General features: G+C 52.9%; 14 protein-coding genes. 4 read left to right on the forward strand and 10 right to left on the reverse strand.

Going from position 1 to position 19,559, the window contains the following annotated elements:
• Positions 1–30: 30 nt before the first annotated feature.
• From ABDW72_RS10655 to ABDW72_RS10690, 8 genes are all read right to left on the reverse strand, one after another.
• Complete coding sequence (locus ABDW72_RS10655; RefSeq protein WP_347158540.1) at positions 31–1,902, reverse strand: M61 family metallopeptidase; 1,872 nt, start codon at positions 1,900–1,902, stop codon at positions 31–33.
• Positions 1,903–1,988: 86 nt separating this feature from the next.
• The gene (locus ABDW72_RS10660; protein ID WP_347158541.1) at positions 1,989–2,429 is read right to left on the reverse strand and encodes a hypothetical protein; all 441 of its coding nucleotides are present in this window, start codon (positions 2,427–2,429) and stop codon (positions 1,989–1,991) included.
• Positions 2,430–2,543: 114 nt separating this feature from the next.
• Positions 2,544–4,937 carry an ABC transporter permease gene (locus ABDW72_RS10665; RefSeq protein WP_347158542.1) on the reverse strand — a complete coding sequence of 798 codons (2,394 nt, stop codon included), beginning with the start codon at positions 4,935–4,937 and terminating at the stop codon, positions 2,544–2,546.
• A 53-nt stretch (positions 4,938–4,990) separates the two neighbouring features.
• Positions 4,991–5,740 carry a toast rack family protein gene (locus tag ABDW72_RS10670; RefSeq protein WP_347158543.1) on the reverse strand — a complete coding sequence of 250 codons (750 nt, stop codon included), beginning with the start codon at positions 5,738–5,740 and terminating at the stop codon, positions 4,991–4,993.
• 95 nt (positions 5,741–5,835) lie between these two features.
• Positions 5,836–8,232 carry an ABC transporter permease gene (locus ABDW72_RS10675; protein WP_347158544.1) on the reverse strand — a complete coding sequence of 799 codons (2,397 nt, stop codon included), beginning with the start codon at positions 8,230–8,232 and terminating at the stop codon, positions 5,836–5,838.
• Between the two features lie 64 nt (positions 8,233–8,296).
• A complete protein-coding gene (locus ABDW72_RS10680; RefSeq protein WP_347158545.1) occupies positions 8,297–10,726 on the reverse strand; it encodes an ABC transporter permease in 2,430 nt (809 codons plus the stop codon).
• Positions 10,707–11,426, reverse strand: coding sequence for an ABC transporter ATP-binding protein (locus tag ABDW72_RS10685; protein WP_347158546.1), 720 nt, complete (start codon positions 11,424–11,426; stop codon positions 10,707–10,709). Before ABDW72_RS10685 ends, ABDW72_RS10680 begins: the two co-directional genes overlap by 20 nt.
• Positions 11,427–11,490: 64 nt before the next feature.
• Complete coding sequence (locus ABDW72_RS10690; protein ID WP_347158547.1) at positions 11,491–12,744, reverse strand: efflux RND transporter periplasmic adaptor subunit; 1,254 nt, start codon at positions 12,742–12,744, stop codon at positions 11,491–11,493.
• Positions 12,745–13,059: 315 nt separating this feature from the next.
• Here ABDW72_RS10690 and ABDW72_RS10695 point away from each other — a divergent pair, with 315 nt between their 5' ends.
• The gene (locus ABDW72_RS10695) at positions 13,060–14,439 is read left to right on the forward strand and encodes a sigma-54-dependent transcriptional regulator (protein WP_347158548.1); all 1,380 of its coding nucleotides are present in this window, start codon (positions 13,060–13,062) and stop codon (positions 14,437–14,439) included.
• Positions 14,440–14,473: 34 nt separating this feature from the next.
• Positions 14,474–15,811, forward strand: coding sequence for a sensor histidine kinase (locus tag ABDW72_RS10700; RefSeq protein WP_347158549.1), 1,338 nt, complete (start codon positions 14,474–14,476; stop codon positions 15,809–15,811).
• A gap of 72 nt (positions 15,812–15,883) precedes the next feature.
• On the opposite strand, the gene trxA is transcribed toward ABDW72_RS10700, so the two are convergent.
• Entirely contained in the window at positions 15,884–16,192 is a 309-nt protein-coding gene (trxA, locus tag ABDW72_RS10705; RefSeq protein WP_347158550.1) for a thioredoxin, read from the reverse strand.
• A 201-nt stretch (positions 16,193–16,393) separates the two neighbouring features.
• Here trxA and ABDW72_RS10710 point away from each other — a divergent pair, with 201 nt between their 5' ends.
• Positions 16,394–16,690 carry an HNH endonuclease gene (locus tag ABDW72_RS10710; protein ID WP_347158551.1) on the forward strand — a complete coding sequence of 99 codons (297 nt, stop codon included), beginning with the start codon at positions 16,394–16,396 and terminating at the stop codon, positions 16,688–16,690.
• A 26-nt stretch (positions 16,691–16,716) separates the two neighbouring features.
• Here the strand turns inward: ABDW72_RS10710 and ABDW72_RS10715 are convergent, their stop codons facing one another.
• Complete coding sequence (locus ABDW72_RS10715) at positions 16,717–18,195, reverse strand: nicotinate phosphoribosyltransferase (protein WP_347158552.1); 1,479 nt, start codon at positions 18,193–18,195, stop codon at positions 16,717–16,719.
• Positions 18,196–18,402: 207 nt separating this feature from the next.
• Here ABDW72_RS10715 and ABDW72_RS10720 point away from each other — a divergent pair, with 207 nt between their 5' ends.
• On the forward strand, positions 18,403–19,461 hold the full coding sequence (locus tag ABDW72_RS10720) for a DUF6687 family protein (RefSeq protein WP_347158553.1): 1,059 nt from the start codon (positions 18,403–18,405) through the stop codon (positions 19,459–19,461).
• Positions 19,462–19,559: the final 98 nt, after the last annotated feature.

The following is a 19,559-nucleotide window of genomic DNA, read 5'->3' on the forward strand; positions in this document are numbered from 1 at the left end:
GCTATGTTGTGCTAGTGACTTTGCTTGATGTTATTCCTTCTGATTCAACCAGGCTGCCCGCAGCTGTTTTTGCTGGGGAGTGGCGTCGGGGTCCGGCTTGAGCACAAACAGGGCTTTGTGCTCCACGGGTGTTACTTTCCCTTTCAGCTTCTTCTCTTTTATTTTGCCTTTTTTGTTTTTGCGGCCAACGGTAAACGTTATCTTCTCGCCTGGTTGCATCTGTTGCAGTTTTTCCCCGATCAGCTCACGTACATTCATGGGGGTAAGCGCTGTGCCGTTCAGTTCCAGCAGCTGGTCTCCCGTGCGAAAGCCCATTTTATGACCGAAGGCATCCATATCAGCTGTTTCAGCAACAATTATTTTCCCGGCTTCCTCGTCGTAACCAGGTACAAAGCCGCCGTAAGAATTTACCGTTTCAGTGGAGCTCGGCGTGTACAAAATCCCTACTTTCCGGAACGTTTCCTCCAGCGGCAGCGGCGCTGCGCCTTCCACATAACGGGTGAAGAACTCCCGGATTTCCGGATAAGTAAGTGCCGCGATCTTGTCAAACAGTTCTGCGTCGTTAAAAGACTTCTCTTTGCCGTAGGTCTTGGCCAGGTCGGCCATCAGGTTGCGCAGGCCATACTTGCCACCGGAGAGCTCCCGCAGCCTAATGTCCAGCGCCATTCCGATCAGGGCGCCTTTCTGGTACACGTTGCCATACTCATCGGCATACTTGTCCAGCACGTTGGCGCTCATCTCAGTAAACGGCAGCGTGTCGTTGTACTGGGTTTTGGAGGTAATGATGTACTCGCGCAGCTTATCCAGGTACTTGTCTAAGTCGTAAAGGCCCTCATACGCCTGCACATGCGAGGCAAAATATTCCGTCACGCCCTCATACAGCCACAGGTGCTTCGACATTTTCGGATGAATGTAATTGAAATTGCCGATCTCTTCGGAGTGAATGCCTAGCGGCGTTACGATGTGGAAGAACTCGTGGGCGGCCATGTCGCGGAGCGTGCTGCTGAACATCTCCTCCGGCATTTCCGGCAGAAAGTATACCGAAGAGTTCGGGTGTTCCAGGGCTCCGTAAGACCCCGATTTGCCAACACGCTCCGGCACATAAATGATAAAGGCATACTTGTCAACCGGTAAGGTGCCGCCCAGGTACTGCCGCTGCGCCTCCAGTGTACTTTTGATATTCTCAGCTACCGGCCGGGAGGTGACTTTGCCCGACGGAGAGTAAATCGAGATCAGCACTTTGGTAGCACCCACATTCAGCACAGTCGTATCGGGCTTGTTATACATCAGGGGCGAGTCGGCCAGTTCCATGTACGTGGGCACCAGGTAGGTATCCGTAGTGGCAGTGGTTGTAACAGCTTTCAGCGGCGTAGAGCCGTAAAAGCCGGCAGGTTTGGTCACCGTTAGCGCATAAGGCACGTGCTTCATCCCGTCAAAATAGCCCATAAAGCCAAAGGTGTTGAGCAGAAAATTCTTATTGGCCTCGATGTTGGTGCCGCCAGGCTCAAACAGCACATCCTCCTTTTTAGGTGTGTCAAAGGTGTCGTTGGTCCAGTAAGTGATCTTATCGAGCTGGGTGGCATTCTTGATGCGCCAGCGATTGGTGTCCAGCTGCTCTACCTCCAGGGGCTTGCCACTTTTATCCAGCGCCGTAAAGTCGGTTACAAACTTGCCGAAGTCGGAGATAGAGTAGGTGCCCGGCACGATCTTGGGCATGTTATACACAATTTCCTGCTGCGTTATTGCCGGGGCTTGCAGTGTTACCTGCACCTTGTCGTCCTGCACATGCGTCAGGTCGATAGTAAAATTATACCTGCTGGTATCGCGCGTACCCTGCAGGGCCCACGCCGGAAGAGCTAGCAGCAAGCCCAGCGATCCTATCGTTAATAGTTTTCTAAACATAATTGTAGCTTCGTTCCTTCAAAGATAGCTTTATAGCTGCTTATAAGGTTCTTTATTCGACAAGAAGGCTGTTTTTATAGATCAGGTTACTCCAGTATGGCCGATATCACCTGAGAACGGCAGGCTGTTCGGGCCAGGTGTACTACTTCCCGGCCGGCAGCATCCCGCATACTTCTTCTCGCCGGTAGCGGCAGCACGATGGAATAGAGCTTTTCTGCCAGTTCAGTGTTGTACCAGGGCAGCGCATACTTCTGTATCAACCGGCGCATATTGCTACTCTTGTCAGTAGGCGCAGTTACTTCCTGTTGGCGGCTCTTACCGGATACCTTTGCTGCGGCCTTGCACTGCGCTACGGGCAACAACTGGATTTGGTAGCGTTGGTCTGGCGTATGCTCTGGCAACCCGAAAGCCAGCAGGTGGCTAATGGTAAGTGGAGTAGCAGCCGAGGTAAGCGTTTCGGTGTAAAGGCCTAAACTGGCTGACAAAGCAGCTGCTACAAACGTCGAGGTAGAGAAGGTATTTTTCATCGTCTGATACTAAAAGGTGAATGTGAGCGAAGGGGCTCCAGCAGGGCAGCTGCAACTGCCCTTACTGAAGACTCACCTTAAACAAACAACTTACACAAAACACAAAACTCTTTTTTACTCTGACCGCAGGGCCAGCACCGGGTCTGTCATGGCGGCGCGGGTTGCTTTGTAGCTCACCGTAAGTATAGCCAGCGCCAGGGCCGCCAGCCCCGATAGTATAAATATCCAGGCGCTGATCTGGGTGCGGTAGGTAAAGTCCTGCAGCCACTTGTCCATGCCATACCAGGCAATGGGGCAGGCCAGCACAATGGCAACCAGCACCAGCACGGCAAAATCTTTTGTGAGCAGCAGCACAATGCCCGATACCGAACTGCCCAGCACTTTGCGAATGCCGATCTCTTTGGTGCGCTGCTCAGCCATGAAGGAAACCAGGCCAAATAGGCCCATACAAGCGATGAGGATAGTGAGGCCGGCGAAGTAGCCGAAAATGGTCAGCATCTTCTCCTCGGCGCGGTACTGCAGGTTAAAGCTCTCGTCCAGAAAGGTGTATTCCATGGGTTGTGTGGGAGCCAGCCGCTGCCAGGTATTTTCCACATAGCCCAAGGTCTCACTGAAATTGCCGGGCGTGATCCGGGCCAGAAGCGAGCCGCTGTTCTGAGGTGCCAGCATGATCACCAACGGCTCTATCTTGCTGTGCAGCGACTTATAGTTGAAATCCTGCACCACCCCGATCACCCGGCCGGAGGTGGTGTCGGAGCCACCGATGCGTTTGCCGATCGGGTCTTGGGTCCAGCCCAGGGCTTTTACTGCTGCTTCGTTTAGGATAAAGCCATTTTCCTCGTCAGTGGGCATCTCTTTAGAGAAGTTGCGGCCTTTTTTTACTTTAATATCCATCAGGTCGAGGTAATCATAATCAGCCCAGATGGTATTCATCGTTTTCTCGGCCATTTTGTCGTCGCGCTCCACTTTAAAGATGATCACGCCGGTTTCTTCGCCCGGAATCATACCGGTAGTGGCTGCTTTCGTGATGTGCGGGTTGCGGAGCAACTCTGTTTTCAGCACGGGCATTTTACTCACGATCGTTGAGTCGCCGCTGGGAATGTCGATCACCAGCACCTGATCCTTTGTAAAGCCCAGGTCCTGGTTTTTGAGGTAATGCATCTGGCTGTATACTACCACCGTGCCGATGATGAGCACCAGGGAAATGGTAAACTGCAGCACCACCAGGCCTTTGCGCAGCAGCGCACCGCCACCGCGCGGGGTCTTGTCAGATTTCAAAATATCTACCGGCCGGAAATGGGAGAGCACCAGCGCGGGGTAGCTGCCTGCCACCAGACCAATAAACACGCCGATGGCGATGATCACCAGCAGCAAGGTAGGGTTGGTAAAATAAGTGGAGGGAATCTGCTTTTCTGTCAGGCTGTTGAAGCTCGGCAGGAGCAGCTCCACAAACACCAGGGCAATGACCAGGGCCAGCAGTGTGAGCAGCACTGACTCGCTCAGGAACTGGGCAATGAGCTGCGGCCGACTGGCACCTACCACTTTGCGCAGGCCTACCTCTCGGGCACGTTTCACGGAGCGGGCCGTAGCCAGGTTCATGTAGTTGATAGAAGCGATCAGCAGGATAAAAATGCCGACAAAGGAGAAGATGTAGATGTATGACTTATTGCCTACCGGGAAAGGCTCCCAGAGGTAATCGGAGTTGAGGTGGATGTAGGTGAGCGGCTGCAAGTATAATTCTACCCGCTCTTTGGTGTCGCCGCGGGCCGGAGCGACGCGGCGCTTTACAAAGTCCGGTAGTTTGGCCTGCAGGGCATCGCCCATACCGGGCTGGCGCAGCAAAATGTAAGTATAGCTGTTGGTGCTAAACCAATTGGACTTAAACTGCTGCCGCAAATCTGCAGGAAGCGAGTTGATGGAAACCAGTACATTCGGTTTCATGTGGGCCGCATCCACTGCCTTGAAAATACCTGTTACTTTATAAGAGTCGTTGCCAATCTTCAAGGTGTTGAACATAGCATCCAGCGGATTGGCAAAGAATTTACCGGCTACTTCTTCTGTCAGCACAATACTGTTTGGCTCCTGGAGCGCGGTCTTAGGGTTTCCCTCCAGCAGTTTGTAGTCGAAAATATCGAAGTAGTTGCTATCCGCAAAAAAGGTATTGTCTATGGTGATGGCTTTCTCGCCCTGGCGGAACACGCGCTTGTGCCAGTTGATCATCCTGGTAGCCGCTTCAATTTCCGGATAGTCTGCGGCTAGGTTAGGCGCCAGGGCTGCATGCGTAATAGAGGCTTTCTCCACCTCGTCCTCCACGATCAGGTTATTCACCACGCGGTAGATCCGGTCGTGCCTGGTAAAGGCTTTGTCATAGCTAAGCTCGTGCTGCACATACAGGAAAATGAGCAGGCAGGAGGCCACGCCAATTGCCAGGCCCACCACATTAATGGCGGTGTATACTTTGTTGCGCGTCAGGTTGCGCCAGGTGGTTTTTAAATAGTGCTGTAGCATGGTTTCCGGATCACGTACTTTAAGGCTATTCAGTTATTGTGGAGCAGGATAGGCTACTCCTCCGTCACGCGTACACTTCCCAGTCCGCCAGACACGTTGATGGTCAGGGTGTTCTTGCTCTTGCCAAAAGCGCTGTTGGTATAATAGCTGCCGTTCTTCCGAAGGCCGGCCATGTCTCGGTCGCCAAGGCCGGAGGCCTTAAGCTTTACACCGGTTCCTTTCGGCAGCTTCAGGGTTACTTCCCCGATGCCACCAGCTATATCGATGGTGACATCATGATCCCAGTTGCCGGTCAGGTCCAGCTTTACTTCACCTACGCCGGCGTTAATGTCAATGTCCTGCGCCTGGCTGCCTTTCAGGTTCACGTCCAGCGACACAGCACCGGCTTCGATATCCAGTTTTCCGAGTCGGCTGTTGCTCAGGTCCAGTTTGGTATCGCCGGCCCCCATCTTCAGGTATAAATCCACGGGCGTGGTTTTGCTGATGCTCACATTCCATTTGTTCTCGGAGTTGTTATCATCGCTGTTTTTGAAATCCGGCTGTTTAAAAGTTAGGTCGGCGATGCTGTTGCTGGTGTGCTGGCTGAAGCTGGGCTTCCAGCCTGGCTCCGTATAGTGTACTTCGGCCTCTACCAGGTTGCTGTTCCCGGTGCGCAGGCGCAGTTCGCCGGCTGGTACTTCCAGATGGATATTGCCCTTTTTAATGCCGGTATTCGACACGGTTTGCAGGTACTTTAAATTTGATTGTGCCAGTAGCAGGTGACCTGGAATCAGCAAACAAGCAATAAGCAGGAGGTACTTCATAGTTCGTTGTTTTAAGCGTTATAACTTATACTTGGCGCCTGAGATGCGCTCCATACTTACCCGAGCAAGTATGGAGCGCATCTTTCAGAAAGCTATTATTGTGTTCTGATAGCGTTTACCGGGTCCAGCATAGCGGCTTTCACAGCCTGGAAACTAACGGTGAGCAGGGCAATCAGCATGGCAGAGAAACCTGCCAGGGCAAAGATCCACCAGCTCAGCGGCACACGGTAGGCAAAATCCTGCAGCCACTTGTCCATACCATACCAGGCCACCGGACTTGCCAGCACAATGGCAACCAGCACCAGTAGAGCGAAGTCTTTGGAGAGCAGTAACACAATGCTGCTGATAGAGGAACCCAGCACTTTGCGAATACCGATCTCTTTAGTGCGCTGTTCGGCTGTAAAAGAGGCCAGGCCAAACAAGCCCAGGCAGGCGATGAAAATGGTGAGGCCGGCGAAGTAACCGAACACCGTCAGCATTTTCTCTTCGGCGCGGTACTGCTCATCAAAATGCTCATCCATAAAAAAGTAATCCATGGGGTGCTTCGGGTCGTAGGCCTGCCACTTGCTCTGGATAAAGCCGATGGTAGCCGCAATGTTCTCAGGCTTAATGCGGGCCATCAGGTAGCCGTCCGACTCTGGCCTGAGCACCAGCACCAGGGGTTCTACCTCGGTGTGCAACGATTTAACATGAAAATCTTTGGCAAGTCCGATCACTTTCGCATCCAGGTCCATTACTTGTATGCGCTTGCCAATCGGGTCGTCCCAGCCCATGAGTTTGGCTGCTGCCTCATTCACGATCAGTGCTCCTTTTTCATCGGTTTTAAAGTCGCGGGAATAGTTGCGGCCATTTTTCAGTTTGATGCCCATTACATCAATGAAATCATAGTCCACAAACATCACATTCATAGTTTTCTCTACCTGCTGGCCATCTTTCTCTACCAGCATCAGCAGCTTCGACATGCTCTCGGCCGGGATATCTTTCGTGTTGGACACCTCTTCCACGTTTGGATTGCTCAGAAGCTCCTGCTTTATACCTGGTAATCCTTTTACTAAGGTTGAGTCGCCACTTGGAATATCGATTACCATGATCTGGTTCTTGTTGAAGCCCAGGTCGCGGCTTTTAAGAAAGTGCATCTGGCTGAACACCACAATGGTGCCGATGATCAGAATCAGGGAGATGGTAAACTGCAGCACCACCAGCACCTGCCGCAGCGCAGCACTTCCGCCCCGCGGAGCTTTATCTGATTTCAGGACATCGGCAGGTTTAAAGTTAGAGAGGAAGAATGCCGGATAGCTGCCCGCTATAATGCCCACAAACACCACGATTGCGAGGATAATGCCCATGAACTCCCATTGCAGGAAAAAAGCGGAGCCAAAGCTCTTGTCGGTGAGCGCGTTGAAGGTCGGGAGCATGATCTGCACCAGCGCCAGGGCCAGTACCACCGCAATAAGTGTGATAAACAACGACTCGCCCAAAAACTGGCGGATGATCTGGCTGCGGTAAGCGCCCACTACTTTGCGTAAACCTACTTCTTTGGCACGCTTGGCCGATCGGGCAGTGGCCAGGTTCATATAGTTGATGCAGGCGATGAGCAATAGGAATACCGCCACAGCCGCGAAAATGTAGACGTAGGAAATGTTGCCGGCAGGGCTCAGATCAGCGGCATAGTCTGTGGCAAAGTGAATGGATTTGAGCGGCTGCACCACATAACGCATGGTGCCTGTCAGGTCATTTTCTTTGATCCAAGGATTTACGTGGCGCTCGGCAAAGGCATCCATCTTTTGCTGGAACGGAGCAAATTCCTCCGGCCCGTGCAACAGCACGTAAGTATAGCGGCTCATGGCAAACCACTGGTTGGTGCGGATTTCTTCGTCGAGCTTGGCATCCAGGGTGCTTCTGGAGATAAAAGCGTTAGCGTTGATATGCGAGTGACCGGGATCGCGGAAAATGCCGGTTACCTGGTAAGTTTCGTTGCCAAACTTGAGCATCTCGCCCATTGCCTCTGTGGGCGCATCGAAGTACTTCTTGGCCATTTGCTCGCTCAGCACCACCGTATGGGGCTCTCTTAGAGCTGATTTGGGGTTACCAGCCAGCAGCGGATAGCTGAATACCTGAAAGAAGGCGCTGTCGGCAAAGAGCAGGTCATCTTCGTTAAAGCTCTTATCTTTATACCAAACCGTTTGCTTGCCGGCTCTGGATAACTGCGTGACGTGCTCCACGTCGGGGAAGTCTTTGACTAGCGCAGGTGCCAGAGCGGGAGCGGAGAGGGCAAACTGCTCGTGCCCGGCGTCCGAGTCGATCACGCCCACCAAACGCACAATGCGGTCGGCTTTATCAAAGTGAGTTTCATAACTCAGCTCATCTTTTACATACAAAAAGATAAGAATGCAGGAGGCTACGCCGATAGCCAAACCGGCAATGTTAATGGCCGAGTATACCTTGTTGCGCAGAAGGTTGCGTAACGCGATCTTAGTATAATTTCTGAACATATCGGTAGCTTGTAGAGCCGGCACCGAAGTGCCGGCCTGTTGATGTAAATTGAATCGTTTGCGCTTACTCTGTCCGTAAGGCCTTCACCGGGTTAGCCGAGGCAGCCTTAATGGCATGAAAGCTGATGGTGACGATGGCAATGACAAAGGCCAGGAAAGCGGCAAGTATAAAAATGCCTCTCCCGATCTCCACGCGGTAGGCATAGTCTTCGAGCCACCTGCTCATGGCGTACCAGGCCACGGGCCAGGCCAGCAGGTTGGCAATCAGCACCAGCTTCAGAAAGTCGCTGGACAGCAGGGTAACGATCTTGAGAATAGAGGCACCGAACACTTTGCGGATACCGATCTCTTTGGTGCGCTGCACAGTAGTATAAGAGGCCAGGCCAAACAAGCCCAGGCAGGCAATGAAGATGGCAATACAGGAGAACACGGTAAAGATCTCGCCCTTGCGCTGCTCTGTCTGGTACATGGCGCCATACAATTCATCCATAAAGTCATAGCGGAAGATCTGTTCTGGCGCAAACTTGTTCCACACCGCTTCAATATGCGCCAGTGCCTGCTTCGGATCACCGCTATACCGGATGCTGATGTTGGAGTAGCGGTCAGCGCGTGACATCAGGAACACCATGGGCGCGATCTCTTCGTGTAGCGACTCAAAATGAAAATCTTTTATCACGCCAATTATGCGCCCACGGGTATCGCCATACTGAAATACCTGGTCGATGGCTTGCTGCGGATCTTGCCAGCCGATCATCTTCACGGCGGTCTCATTCAGAATGAAAGCAGCGGAATCGTCGGTCGGGTGCTGGCGGCTAAAGTTTCTGCCGGCAGCTAATCCTACTTTGTAAGTGTCGAACAGGTCCTGGTCCACATTCACGAACTTGATCGTTACGTCCGTTTTCGCCAGGCTATCGCCCTTCATCACGCCGGCTCCCATCGAGTTAAGTAACCTGTCGGAGGGCACCAGCAGCGATTTACCCACGCCCTGAATAGAGGCAGAATTCAGCAACTCTGCTTTAAAAGCCTCATACTGGGGCGAAAGGGCACTGTAGTATGGCAGCACGATCAGTTTTTCCTTGTCGAAGCCCAGCGCTTTGTTTTGCATGTAAAGCAACTGCCGGAACATCACACCAGTGGCAATGATCAGGGCAATGGAGACGGAGAACTGCACGATCACCAAAGCCTTGCGCATTGTCGGGTTTTTGGAACTGTTGCTCAGAGAGCCTTTCAGCACCCGGGCCGGCTCAAAATGTGTCAGGTACAGGGCCGGGTATAAACCAGCCAGTAGCCCGATCAGCAAAGGCAGCAACAGCACAAAACCAAGTATAACGGGGTCGCTGAACACGTGCAGGTGCAGGTCCTTTTGCGCAAACTCGTTCAGCCACGGCAGCGAAAGTTCAGTAAGCCCCAGGCCCAGCAGCGTAGCCAGAAAAGCTACCAGCACCGACTCAAGCAAGAACTGCTTGATCAAATCGCTTTTAAGCGCGCCAACCACTTTCCGAACGCCTACCTCTTTGGCGCGGCTTGTGGAGCGGGCGGTGCTCAGGTTGATGTAGTTGATGCAGGCGATCAGCAGGATTACCAGCGCCACGGCAGCGAGAATGAGCACGGTTGTTAGTTCTCCGTTTGTTTCTTCCTCCGAGTCCAGGTGCGACTTCAGGTGGATATCGGTGAGCTTTTGCAGGTACAGGTGCGTAAATTCTGATGGCTTTCGGCCGCGGGCATGGTCGGTGCCAGCCAGTACTTTGTCCAGAAAAGCGGGCATCTGGGCCTGCAGCTTATCCACGGGGTAATGCTCCGGCAGCAGCATGTAGGTGCCAAAGGAGTTATTGCCCCAGTTCGTCTTCAGCGCCTCGGCTCCGTAAATGGTGGTATCGTTCAAAGTGCTGAACGACATCAGGAAGTCCGGGTGAAAGTGCGCATTAGTCGGGAAGTCCTCATACACGCCCGATACTTTTACGCTGAAAGTATTATTCACCGTCAGCACCTTGTTTACGGGGTCCTGACCTGGGAAATACTTCTGCACCATTTTATCGCTCAGCATCACCGTAAACGGCTCGTCCAGCGACTTTTCAGGGTTACCTTCTTTTACCGGGATGGTGAAGATCTTAAAAATGTCCGGCTCTGCAAAGTATACGCGCTCCTCGTTAAACCGCTTTTGCGTGGCTTTATCTTCCAACAGCAGCGTTGTATTCAGCGTGCGCGTCAGCGCCTGAATATCCGGGAACTCCTGCTGCAGCAGCGGGCCAAAAGGCGGAGCTACATGCCCCAGGCTTAGGCTTACCGTGCCATCATTCGACAGAAAGTCGCGGGTGACGCGGTATATGCGGTCTGCCTTGGTATTGTAGCGGTCGTAGCTTACCTCATCTTTTACATACAGAAAGATGAGGATGCAGGCAGCGATGCCGGCGGCAAGGCCTACAATGTTGATGGCAGCGTATACTTTGTTCCGCAGCAGGTTGCGGCGGGCAGTTTTAAAGTAGTTCTGCAGCATGACGTTTCACGTTGAGGTTTTCCGTCACGATCTGTCCGTCGAATAAGTTTACAATACGGTGCGCATACTCGGCATCAGAAGGGGAGTGCGTTACCATCACCACCGTTGTGCCCGCCTCGTTCAGTTCCGACAGCAGCGCCATTACCTCACGGCCATGCACCGAGTCCAGGTTACCAGTCGGTTCGTCGGCAAGTATAAGGCTTGGGTTTGATACAGTAGCACGAGCAATAGCCACACGCTGCTGCTGCCCACCGGAGAGCTGCTGCGGGAAATGGTTACGGCGGTGCGCGATGCCCATGCGTTCCATCGCCTCCTTTGTGCGCTGCTCTGTTTCGGCCTTCGACACACCAAGGTATGCCAGCGGCAGGGCAATGTTTTCTTCTACTGTCAGCTCATCAATCAGGTTAAAGCTCTGGAACACGAAGCCCAGGTTCTCTTTGCGCAGTTTGGCGCGCTGGCGCTCGGTGGCTTTGCTGATCTCCTGGCTCAGGAAACGGAAACTACCAGCAGAAGGGCTGTCGAGCATGCCCAGGATGTTGAGCAGTGTAGACTTGCCGCAGCCTGATGGGCCCATAATAGCCACAAACTCGCCTTTTTTAATCTTCAGGTCTACCCCGGCAAGGGCAGTGGTTTCCACCGTGTCGGTGATGTACTTCTTCTGGAGATTCTCTGTTTCGATGATCAGTTCTTCCTTGTTCATAGTAGTGTTTTTTGTGCTGTTGAGCTAGTTTTATTTTGTACTTATGGAGCAGTTTATAGGGTCGTTATTTTAGTTCTAATCGGTCGATATCGCCGTAGTTGTCGTAAGACGACAGCACCACTTTTTCGCCGGGTTGCAGGCCATCCAGCACTTCATAGTAGTTCGGGTTCTGGCGGCCCAGCTTGATGTTGCGTTTGGTGGCGTACTCGCCGGAGTTGTCCACTACAAAAATCCAGTTACCGCCGGTACTCTGGTAAAAGCCGCCGCGAGGTACCAAAATAGCCTGCCCGCCACTGTTCAGGTTCAACTTGATCTGCAGCGTCTGGCCGCGTCGGATGCCCTCTGGCTTGCTGCCGTCGGCAAACTCCAGGTCTACCTGAAAAGTATTGTTCTGCACTTCCGGAATTACTTTCGACACGACCAGCTTATAATTTTTACCATTAAAGTCGAAGGTGCCGGTTTGGCCAGGGTACACGCGGGAGATATAGTGTTCGTCGATGTTTGCCTTTACTTTGTAGCCGTTCATGTCGTCTATCTGGCCGATGTTTTCGCCCGGTGATTTCGATTCGCCTACCTCCGCTTTCAGCGTAGAGAGCTGGCCAGTAAAAGGAGCAACCACATACAGGTTATCCAGGGTGCCGCGCGCCATGTTGATGTTAGCTTTCATGCGGCTGATCGATTCATCCAGCTGGTGCAGGCGCTCTTCCATCAGGCGGGTATCCTGTTTTACCGAACGATCAGCCAGTTCTTTGCGCTTGGTCTCGTACTCATACTCGTCTTTCGAAGCATCAAATTCCTCTTGCGGAATGACCTTTTCTTTGATCAGCATCTGGTTGCGCTTATACTTGCGGGCAACCAGGGCCAGGTTATACTCGATCTCGGCCAGTTCATTCTGCTTTTTGATCAGGTCCTGCTTCATCTGGATCTCGGAGTTCTGACGCTCGTTCATCAGGTCATAAAGCTGCGTTTCGCGCGTCATAAAGTCGATCTGCAGGGTGGTGTTGGAAAGCTTCATGATCGTGTCGCCTTTCTGCACCATACGGCCATCGTCGGTATAGATCTTGTCCACGCGGCCACCTTCTATAATGTCGAGGTAAAAGCTCTTGAGCGGTTCTACAGAGCCATCAATCGCAATAAACTCCTGAAAAACGCCGTCCTGCACTTTGCCTATCGTAATGCGCTCGCTGTCTACATTCAGTTTAGAGGTATGTTCGGCAAACAGCAGGTTATAAACGATTACCACCAGCACAGCAGCACTGGCAGCGATCAAGGCTATCTTTTTAGGAGTATTTTTCTTTTTTTCAATGACGCGATCCATAATCTTGTTGTCGTGTAGAACAGTTCGTTATTTCTTCATAGTCTTCTGTAAAAGGCACTTGCCAATAAGTATGCCATAAATTATAAATAATTGTTATTCAATAGATTATGATGCTATATAGCTTGTGCGCTATGGGTGTACTGTCCGTTTCCGTACAGTGAAGTGTCTGCTAACGAACACCGGACACAACGCGGCCCTGCATGGCAGCGGAACTTAGGCGTATAAGCGGGTTTGGTTTATTAGGAGCGTTTGCCTGAATGGCAAAAAAAGATGTATTTTTATAGTATACTTGTGCCGGATACCAGCACTAGACCGATGGGTAAAATAGCTTGCAAGATATTAGTAGTAGACGATGAAGAGGACATCCTCACGGCCAGCAGGCTGCTCCTGAAGCAGCATTTTGCCACCGTTATGACCACCTCCGACCCTTACAAACTGCCGGCGCTTTTGCAGGAGCACCGGTTTGATGTGGTATTGCTGGACATGAACTATAGCACCGGCGCTACCTCCAGCAAAGAGGGCTTTCATTGGCTCAAGCAGTTGCTGCGGCAAGACCCGTCGGTTATCGTTATCCTCATGACCGCCTATGGCGACATTGAGCTGGCGGTGAGGGCCTTGAAGGAGGGCGCCGCCGACTTCGTGCTTAAGCCCTGGCAGAACGACAAGCTGGTGGCTATACTTAAAACGGCCTGCCAGAGCAAAAATCATGGCAACAAGCGCTCTGCCGAAGCAGCCGAGCAAAACAACACCGCCTACCACTACGACGGCTTTATTGGTGTTTCGCCGGCCATGCAGCGCGTGTACCAGACCATTGATAAGGTGGCAGGTACCGATGCCAACGTGCTTATACTTGGGGAGAACGGCACGGGTAAAGAAGTGGCGGCCCGGGCCCTGCACCGCAAATCGATGCGAGCGGAAAAGGCGTTTGAGAAAGTGGACCTGGGTGCCGTAAGCGAGACGTTGTTTGAAAGTGAGCTCTTCGGCCATGCCAAGGGCGCTTTTACCGATGCCAAGGAAGAGCGCATGGGCCGTATGGAAGCTGCCAATGGCGGTACGCTGTTCCTGGACGAGCTGGGCAACCTGTCGCTGGGGCTGCAGGCCAAGCTGCTAACGGTATTGCAGAGCCGCCAGGTAATCCGGTTAGGCACCAATAAGCCGCGCCCGATCGACATCCGCCTGATCTGCGCCACCAACATGCCCCTGTACGACATGGTGCGCGAAAGCAGTTTCCGGCAGGACTTGCTCTACCGCATCAACACCGTGGAGATACATTTGCCGCCCCTGCGCGAACGCCGCGAAGACATCAAGCTGCTGGTAGAACATTTCCTGCAAGTATACAGCGACAAGTATAACCGGCCTGGGCTGAACATCAACCAAAATACACTACGCCGGCTGAGCGAGTACCACTGGCCCGGCAACATCCGCGAGCTGGATCACGCCATGGAGCGGGCTGTGATCCTGTGTGACGGCGACGAACTGCACGCCGAAGATTTTTACTTTGCACCCGGCGAATCTGCGCGGCGCCAGCAGCCTGTGGGAGCCATGGCGGAGAGCGATTATACGTTAGAGGCACTGGAGAAAATGATGGTGCAGAAAGCGCTCGTAAAGCATGCCGGCAACATCACCCACGCCGCCAAAGAACTTGGCATTACCCGTACCGCCCTCTACCGCAGAATTGAGAAACATGGTCTATAACGGCTTCCGTGCAAAGCTGCTGCTGCGGCTGTGTATGCTACTGGCTATTATTGTGCTGATGCTGCTGGTGTTCTACCGCACTGACTGGTATATGACGGTGTTTTGCCTGTTTTTGCTGGTCGTGTTTGAGGTGTATGAGCTGATACATTTTATAGAGCGCACCAACCGCGATATCAGCAGCTTTCTGGAGGCCATCCGCCATTCTGATTTCACGCAGCGCTTTGCCACGGCCAAATCAAACAGCTCGTATCGGGAGCTTTATACTTCTTTTAACGCCATCACTGAGGCCTTTCAGCGGGTAAAAACTGAGCGGCAGGCGAACCACTTATACTTGCAGGCCATTGTAGAACACGTAGGTATTGGCCTGCTTTCTTTTGATGCCACCGGGGAAGTAACGCTAGTGAACCAGGTGGCCAAGGAGTTGCTGCACGTACCGCACCTGCGCCATATACAGGCCCTGGAGCGGCTGAGCCCCGAGCTGGTAAAAGTTCTCCAGCAGATTGGGAACAATGAGAAAGCACTAATTACACTTCAGCCGAAGCAGGAACAGCTGCTGCTCACCCTGCACGCCACAGAGCTGGTGTCGCAGGGGCAAAGGCTCAAAATCGTGTCGCTGCAGAACATCCAGTCGGAACTGGAGGCGCAGGAACTACAGACCTGGCAGAAGGTAATCCGGGTGCTCACGCATGAGATCATGAACTCCATCACGCCTGTTATTTCGCTGACCTCTACCGTAGCCGGCCTGCTGGATTCAGAGATTATTACCAGGTATAAAACAGGTGAGCCGCTGGAGGAGGAGACGCTGGAAGATATGCAGGCGGGTTTGCGCACCATTGAGCGGCGCAGCACCGGCATGCTGCACTTTGTGAAGAATTATCGCCGGTTAATGCGCTTGCCGGCTTCTGAACTGCGACCGGTGAAAGTACAGGAATTGATGCAGAACGTGCGTACCCTGCTGGCTCCTGAATTGGAAACGCACCAGGTGAACCTCTCCATCTACCTGCCCGAAGAGCGTGTGACCCTGCTGGCAGACGCCGAGCAACTCGAGCAGGTACTCATTAACCTGGTGAAGAACGGCATGGAAGCGTGCCAGCAGTCGGCGGAGCCCTGTGTGGAGATAGTGGCGTATATGGATGAGCAAGACAGAGAAAAGCTCCGCATCAACGTAACCGACAACGGCCCCGGCATTCCGGAAGATGTGCTGGATAAAATCTTTATCCCATTCTATACCACAAAAAAGCAAGGCTCCGGCATTGGCCTGAGCCTCTCCAAACAGATCATGCAGCAGCATGGCGGAAGCATCCGCGTCAGCAGTGAGCCGGGCGGCCCCACCACTTTTAGCCTGCAGCTGAAAGTAATGCTGAATGATTGACCTTTGACTAACTGAATAATTGCATGTGAAGCAGCTTTTTTATTCAATATTCAATTATTCAGTCATTCAAAATTAGCCAATCGATTGCTGTATAGCCTGCTTAAGCACATGGGCCGGCATTGCCCCAGACTGCCGCCATACTTGCTTGCCCTGGTGGAAGATGATAAAAGTAGGCACGCCCTGCACCCGGTATTGGGCGGCAGCGGCCTGGTTGTTATCTATGTTTATCTTGATCACTTTTAACTTGCCGTTATACTCGCCGGCTACCTGCTGCACAATCGGGCTCATGGCTTTGCAGGGGCCGCACCAATCAGCATAAAAGTCTACCAGCACCGGCATACCCGGGCTGCTGATCAGTTCCTGAAACGATTTCTTTGCCATAGTTCTGCGTTTGTTTACCTCCTTACATACGCATGGAAGCGGCACAGGTGTTGCTCTAAAGACCGCCCGGCAAGGTAGAAGAGAAGCCCTTTCCTTTATTTTTTCAGTTTTGAAGGTACTTTATACTTGCCCTGACTTGCCACTTAAGTATAAACTCTGCAGCTGGTTTTGATGTTACAGAATTAAAACCTGAGTTGAAAGATGGGGAAAAAGCAAAAGGAACTGGTATGCGAGCTTTGCGGACGGGAGGTGCTGAGCCTGTCTACCCACCACCTGGTGCCGCGCGAGGAGGGAGGCCGCTACGGGGCCACGGCCGAACTGTGCCAGCCTTGCCATAGCACCATTCACCTGCACCTGAGCAACCGGGAACTAGCTGTGTTCTATAATACCTTGGAGGCGCTACGGCAGGCAGAACCGCTGCAGAAGTACCTGCACTGGGTGCGCAATAAGCCCCTGGAGCGCATCTCTAACCGGCGCGGAAAAAACAAGCGGAAGTAGTTGCCGGCTTTTGTAAAATAATAGCGTTATACTTCCGGTGTTTGCTGGCGCAGTTTAAAAATAAGGTCTGTTTTATACTGATGCAAGCTTCCTTCCAGCCCTGCCGGGTAGCTATGCGGATTCAGGTAGCGGCGGATACTCTCGTGCAGGCGGTTTACTTCTTCTTTGGTTTTTGCCTGAATTGTTCGCAGGTCCGGTAAAGTATACACGCATTTTCCCTCTTTAAACACAGGTACCAGCAGCTCTTTTGAAGGAGTGCTGGCAGCAATTGTTTTGCGACGCGTGCTATCCAGCGGGTCCACGATCTGCAGTTTCTGGGGCAGCGGTTCTGCTTCGTTATAGATCATATCAGCCAAAAAGGTGCCGCTGCCGTCGTAAAAGCGCCGCACCTGCAGCAGGCCGGGGTTAGAAGTTTTATCGCGGCGCTCCGAGAGCTTGATCCGGTATTCCCAATCGCCTCCTTCTTTTCGGATAGCAGCCAGTTTGTACACGCCACCTAAGGCTGGCTGGTCGTAGGCTGTGACCATTTTCGTGCCCACGCCCCATACATTTATTTTAGCGCCCTCCTGCTTTAAGCTCGTGATCAGGTGTTCATCCAGGTCGTTGCTGGCAACAATGTTGGTGTTGGTGAAGCCGGCAGCGTCCAGGAGCTTACGCGCCTCCACGCTCAGGTAAGTCAAATCGCCGGAGTCGAGGCGGATGCCGCCAAACTGAAAGCCCTGCGGCTGTAGTTTCTGAGCGACGGCAATGGCATGCTGCACGCCTTCCAAGGTATCATAGGTGTCTACCAGAAAAACAGAGTCGGTCGGAAAAGCTTCGCCGTAAGCCGTAAACGCTTCTTCCTCCGAGTCGAAGGCCTGCACCCAACTGTGGGCATGGGTACCCCGAACGGGAATGCTGAACAACTTGCCAGCCAGCAGGTTGGAGGTCGCATCGGCCCCGCCTATAAAGGAAGCCCGGGTGGCCGAAAGGGCTCCGTCGATGCCCTGCGCACGGCGCATGCCAAACTCCATCAGTTGGTCTCCTTTTACGGCATCCTTTATGCGGGCGGCCTTGGTCGCGATCAGCGTCTGGAAATTGATAATAGTGAGCAGCGGTGTTTCGATGAGTTGCGCCTGCAGCAACGGTCCGCGCACCCGCACCAGCGGCTCGTTAGGAAACACCACTGTACCCTCAGGTATGGCATCTATGGTGCAGGAAAAACGCAGGTCGCGGAGGTAATCCAGGAAAGGCTGCTCAAATAGTGGCTGGCCCTGGCTCCCCTTTAATGAGGCGAGATAAGCGAGGTCTTCCGGCCGGAACTGTAGCTGCTCCAGGTAGTGCACCACATACTCCAGGCCTGCCGCTACAGTATAGCCGCCGCCAAACGGGTTTTTGCGGAAGTTCAGGTGAAATACGGCCTCCTGCTCCGCCATCCCCTGCTTCCAGTAGCCGTACGCCATGGTTACCTGGTATAGATCAGTGAGCAGGGTGAGGGAGGTGGCGTAAATATCTTTCAAGGTCATGGTTGTTGATTTGAGGACACGAGTTACGAAATACGTAGGAGAATCGGAAAAAGGTGGCAGCAGCGCGCTTTTGCCAGGATGTCGTGTTTGGTGCTGATCGCCTGCCAAACAGAAAGCACAGCTTTCCGGCAAGCAGTTTAAGTTGAACCCCGGCCTCAGACACAAAGTATAGCTTCTATACAAGCTTCTGCTTACCTTTAAATCCTTATGAAACGACACTTTATTCCTTTCTCCGAAGTGAAAGACCACAAAGCCCTGGTTGTAGACAGCACCCACGCCAACGGGTTCATGCTTTCGCATTGGCGGGGAGCACCAACGCCAGAAGCAATCCGCGCCGATACAAGTGCGGGCATTGTGCTGAATGCCTTACGTCAGCATTTGCCAGAACTGGAGCTGCCCTATGTCACCGCCAATCACTTTGATATTGACGGCTTTGTAGGCGTATGGGCGCTACTGCACCCGGAGCAGGCGCTGGAGCATGAAGAACTGCTGCGGCAAATGGCGCTGATCGGTGATTTCCGGGAGCTGGACCTGAACAACCCTGTGGCTGGCGAAGCGCTGAAGCTGGTGTGCTGGATCAATGCCAGAGAGCGGGAGCTATTTTATAAGCCCTTTGCCGCCGACGAAATGGAGGAGAAGGAGGCGGCCCAGTGTGCAGGTAAATTCGCTTACTTTTTGCGCGAGTTTGGCCGTGTGCTGCAGGACCCTGACTGGGAGCGCGGCGCCTGGGAAGACGAAGTAGGCGGCGTGCTGCTGGGTTACCGCGACATGTATAAACCGGAAACTAAGCTAACGCGGCACCCTGAGATCGGGCTGGTCGTCATTCAAACGCCCCATCCGCTGCATTATTATGCCTTATTTAGCCGCACCATCGGGTTCGATATTGTGCTGATGTGCTATGACCAGAACCGCTATGAACTGGAGTACAAGTATACCACCTGGGTCGATATTGCCTCACGGCCTACGCTGCCGCGGCTCAGCCTGGCCCCGTTGGCTCAAAGGCTCAACCAACTGGAAACTTCCGGCTACAGCTGGACCTCTGATTCTATAACGGAAACGGGGCCGCTGCTGCGCCTGGAGGGTGATGCCTTGAAACGTGTAGAAACATATGATAACCCCACTGCACGGGAAATTTATACTTCTTCTATACCGCCACAAGTGCTGCAGGAGGAGGTGGTGCAGTATTTCCGAAAGGCTTATGCCAACCTAAAGCCCAAGTATAACTGGACCTGGAAAGAGATAAAAGAACAGGCAACTGCTAGCTAAATAGCTGATAAAGTTGCTGCAGAAGGAGCGGGTGCACAGCATACCGCTCCTTCTGCGTTTATAAGGTTTGTAACGAAGGCCTGTACGTGTACAGAAAG

Origin of the sequence: Pontibacter chitinilyticus (assembly GCF_039748935.1) — a bacterium.
In the GTDB taxonomy this organism is placed as follows: domain Bacteria; phylum Bacteroidota; class Bacteroidia; order Cytophagales; family Hymenobacteraceae; genus Pontibacter; species Pontibacter chitinilyticus.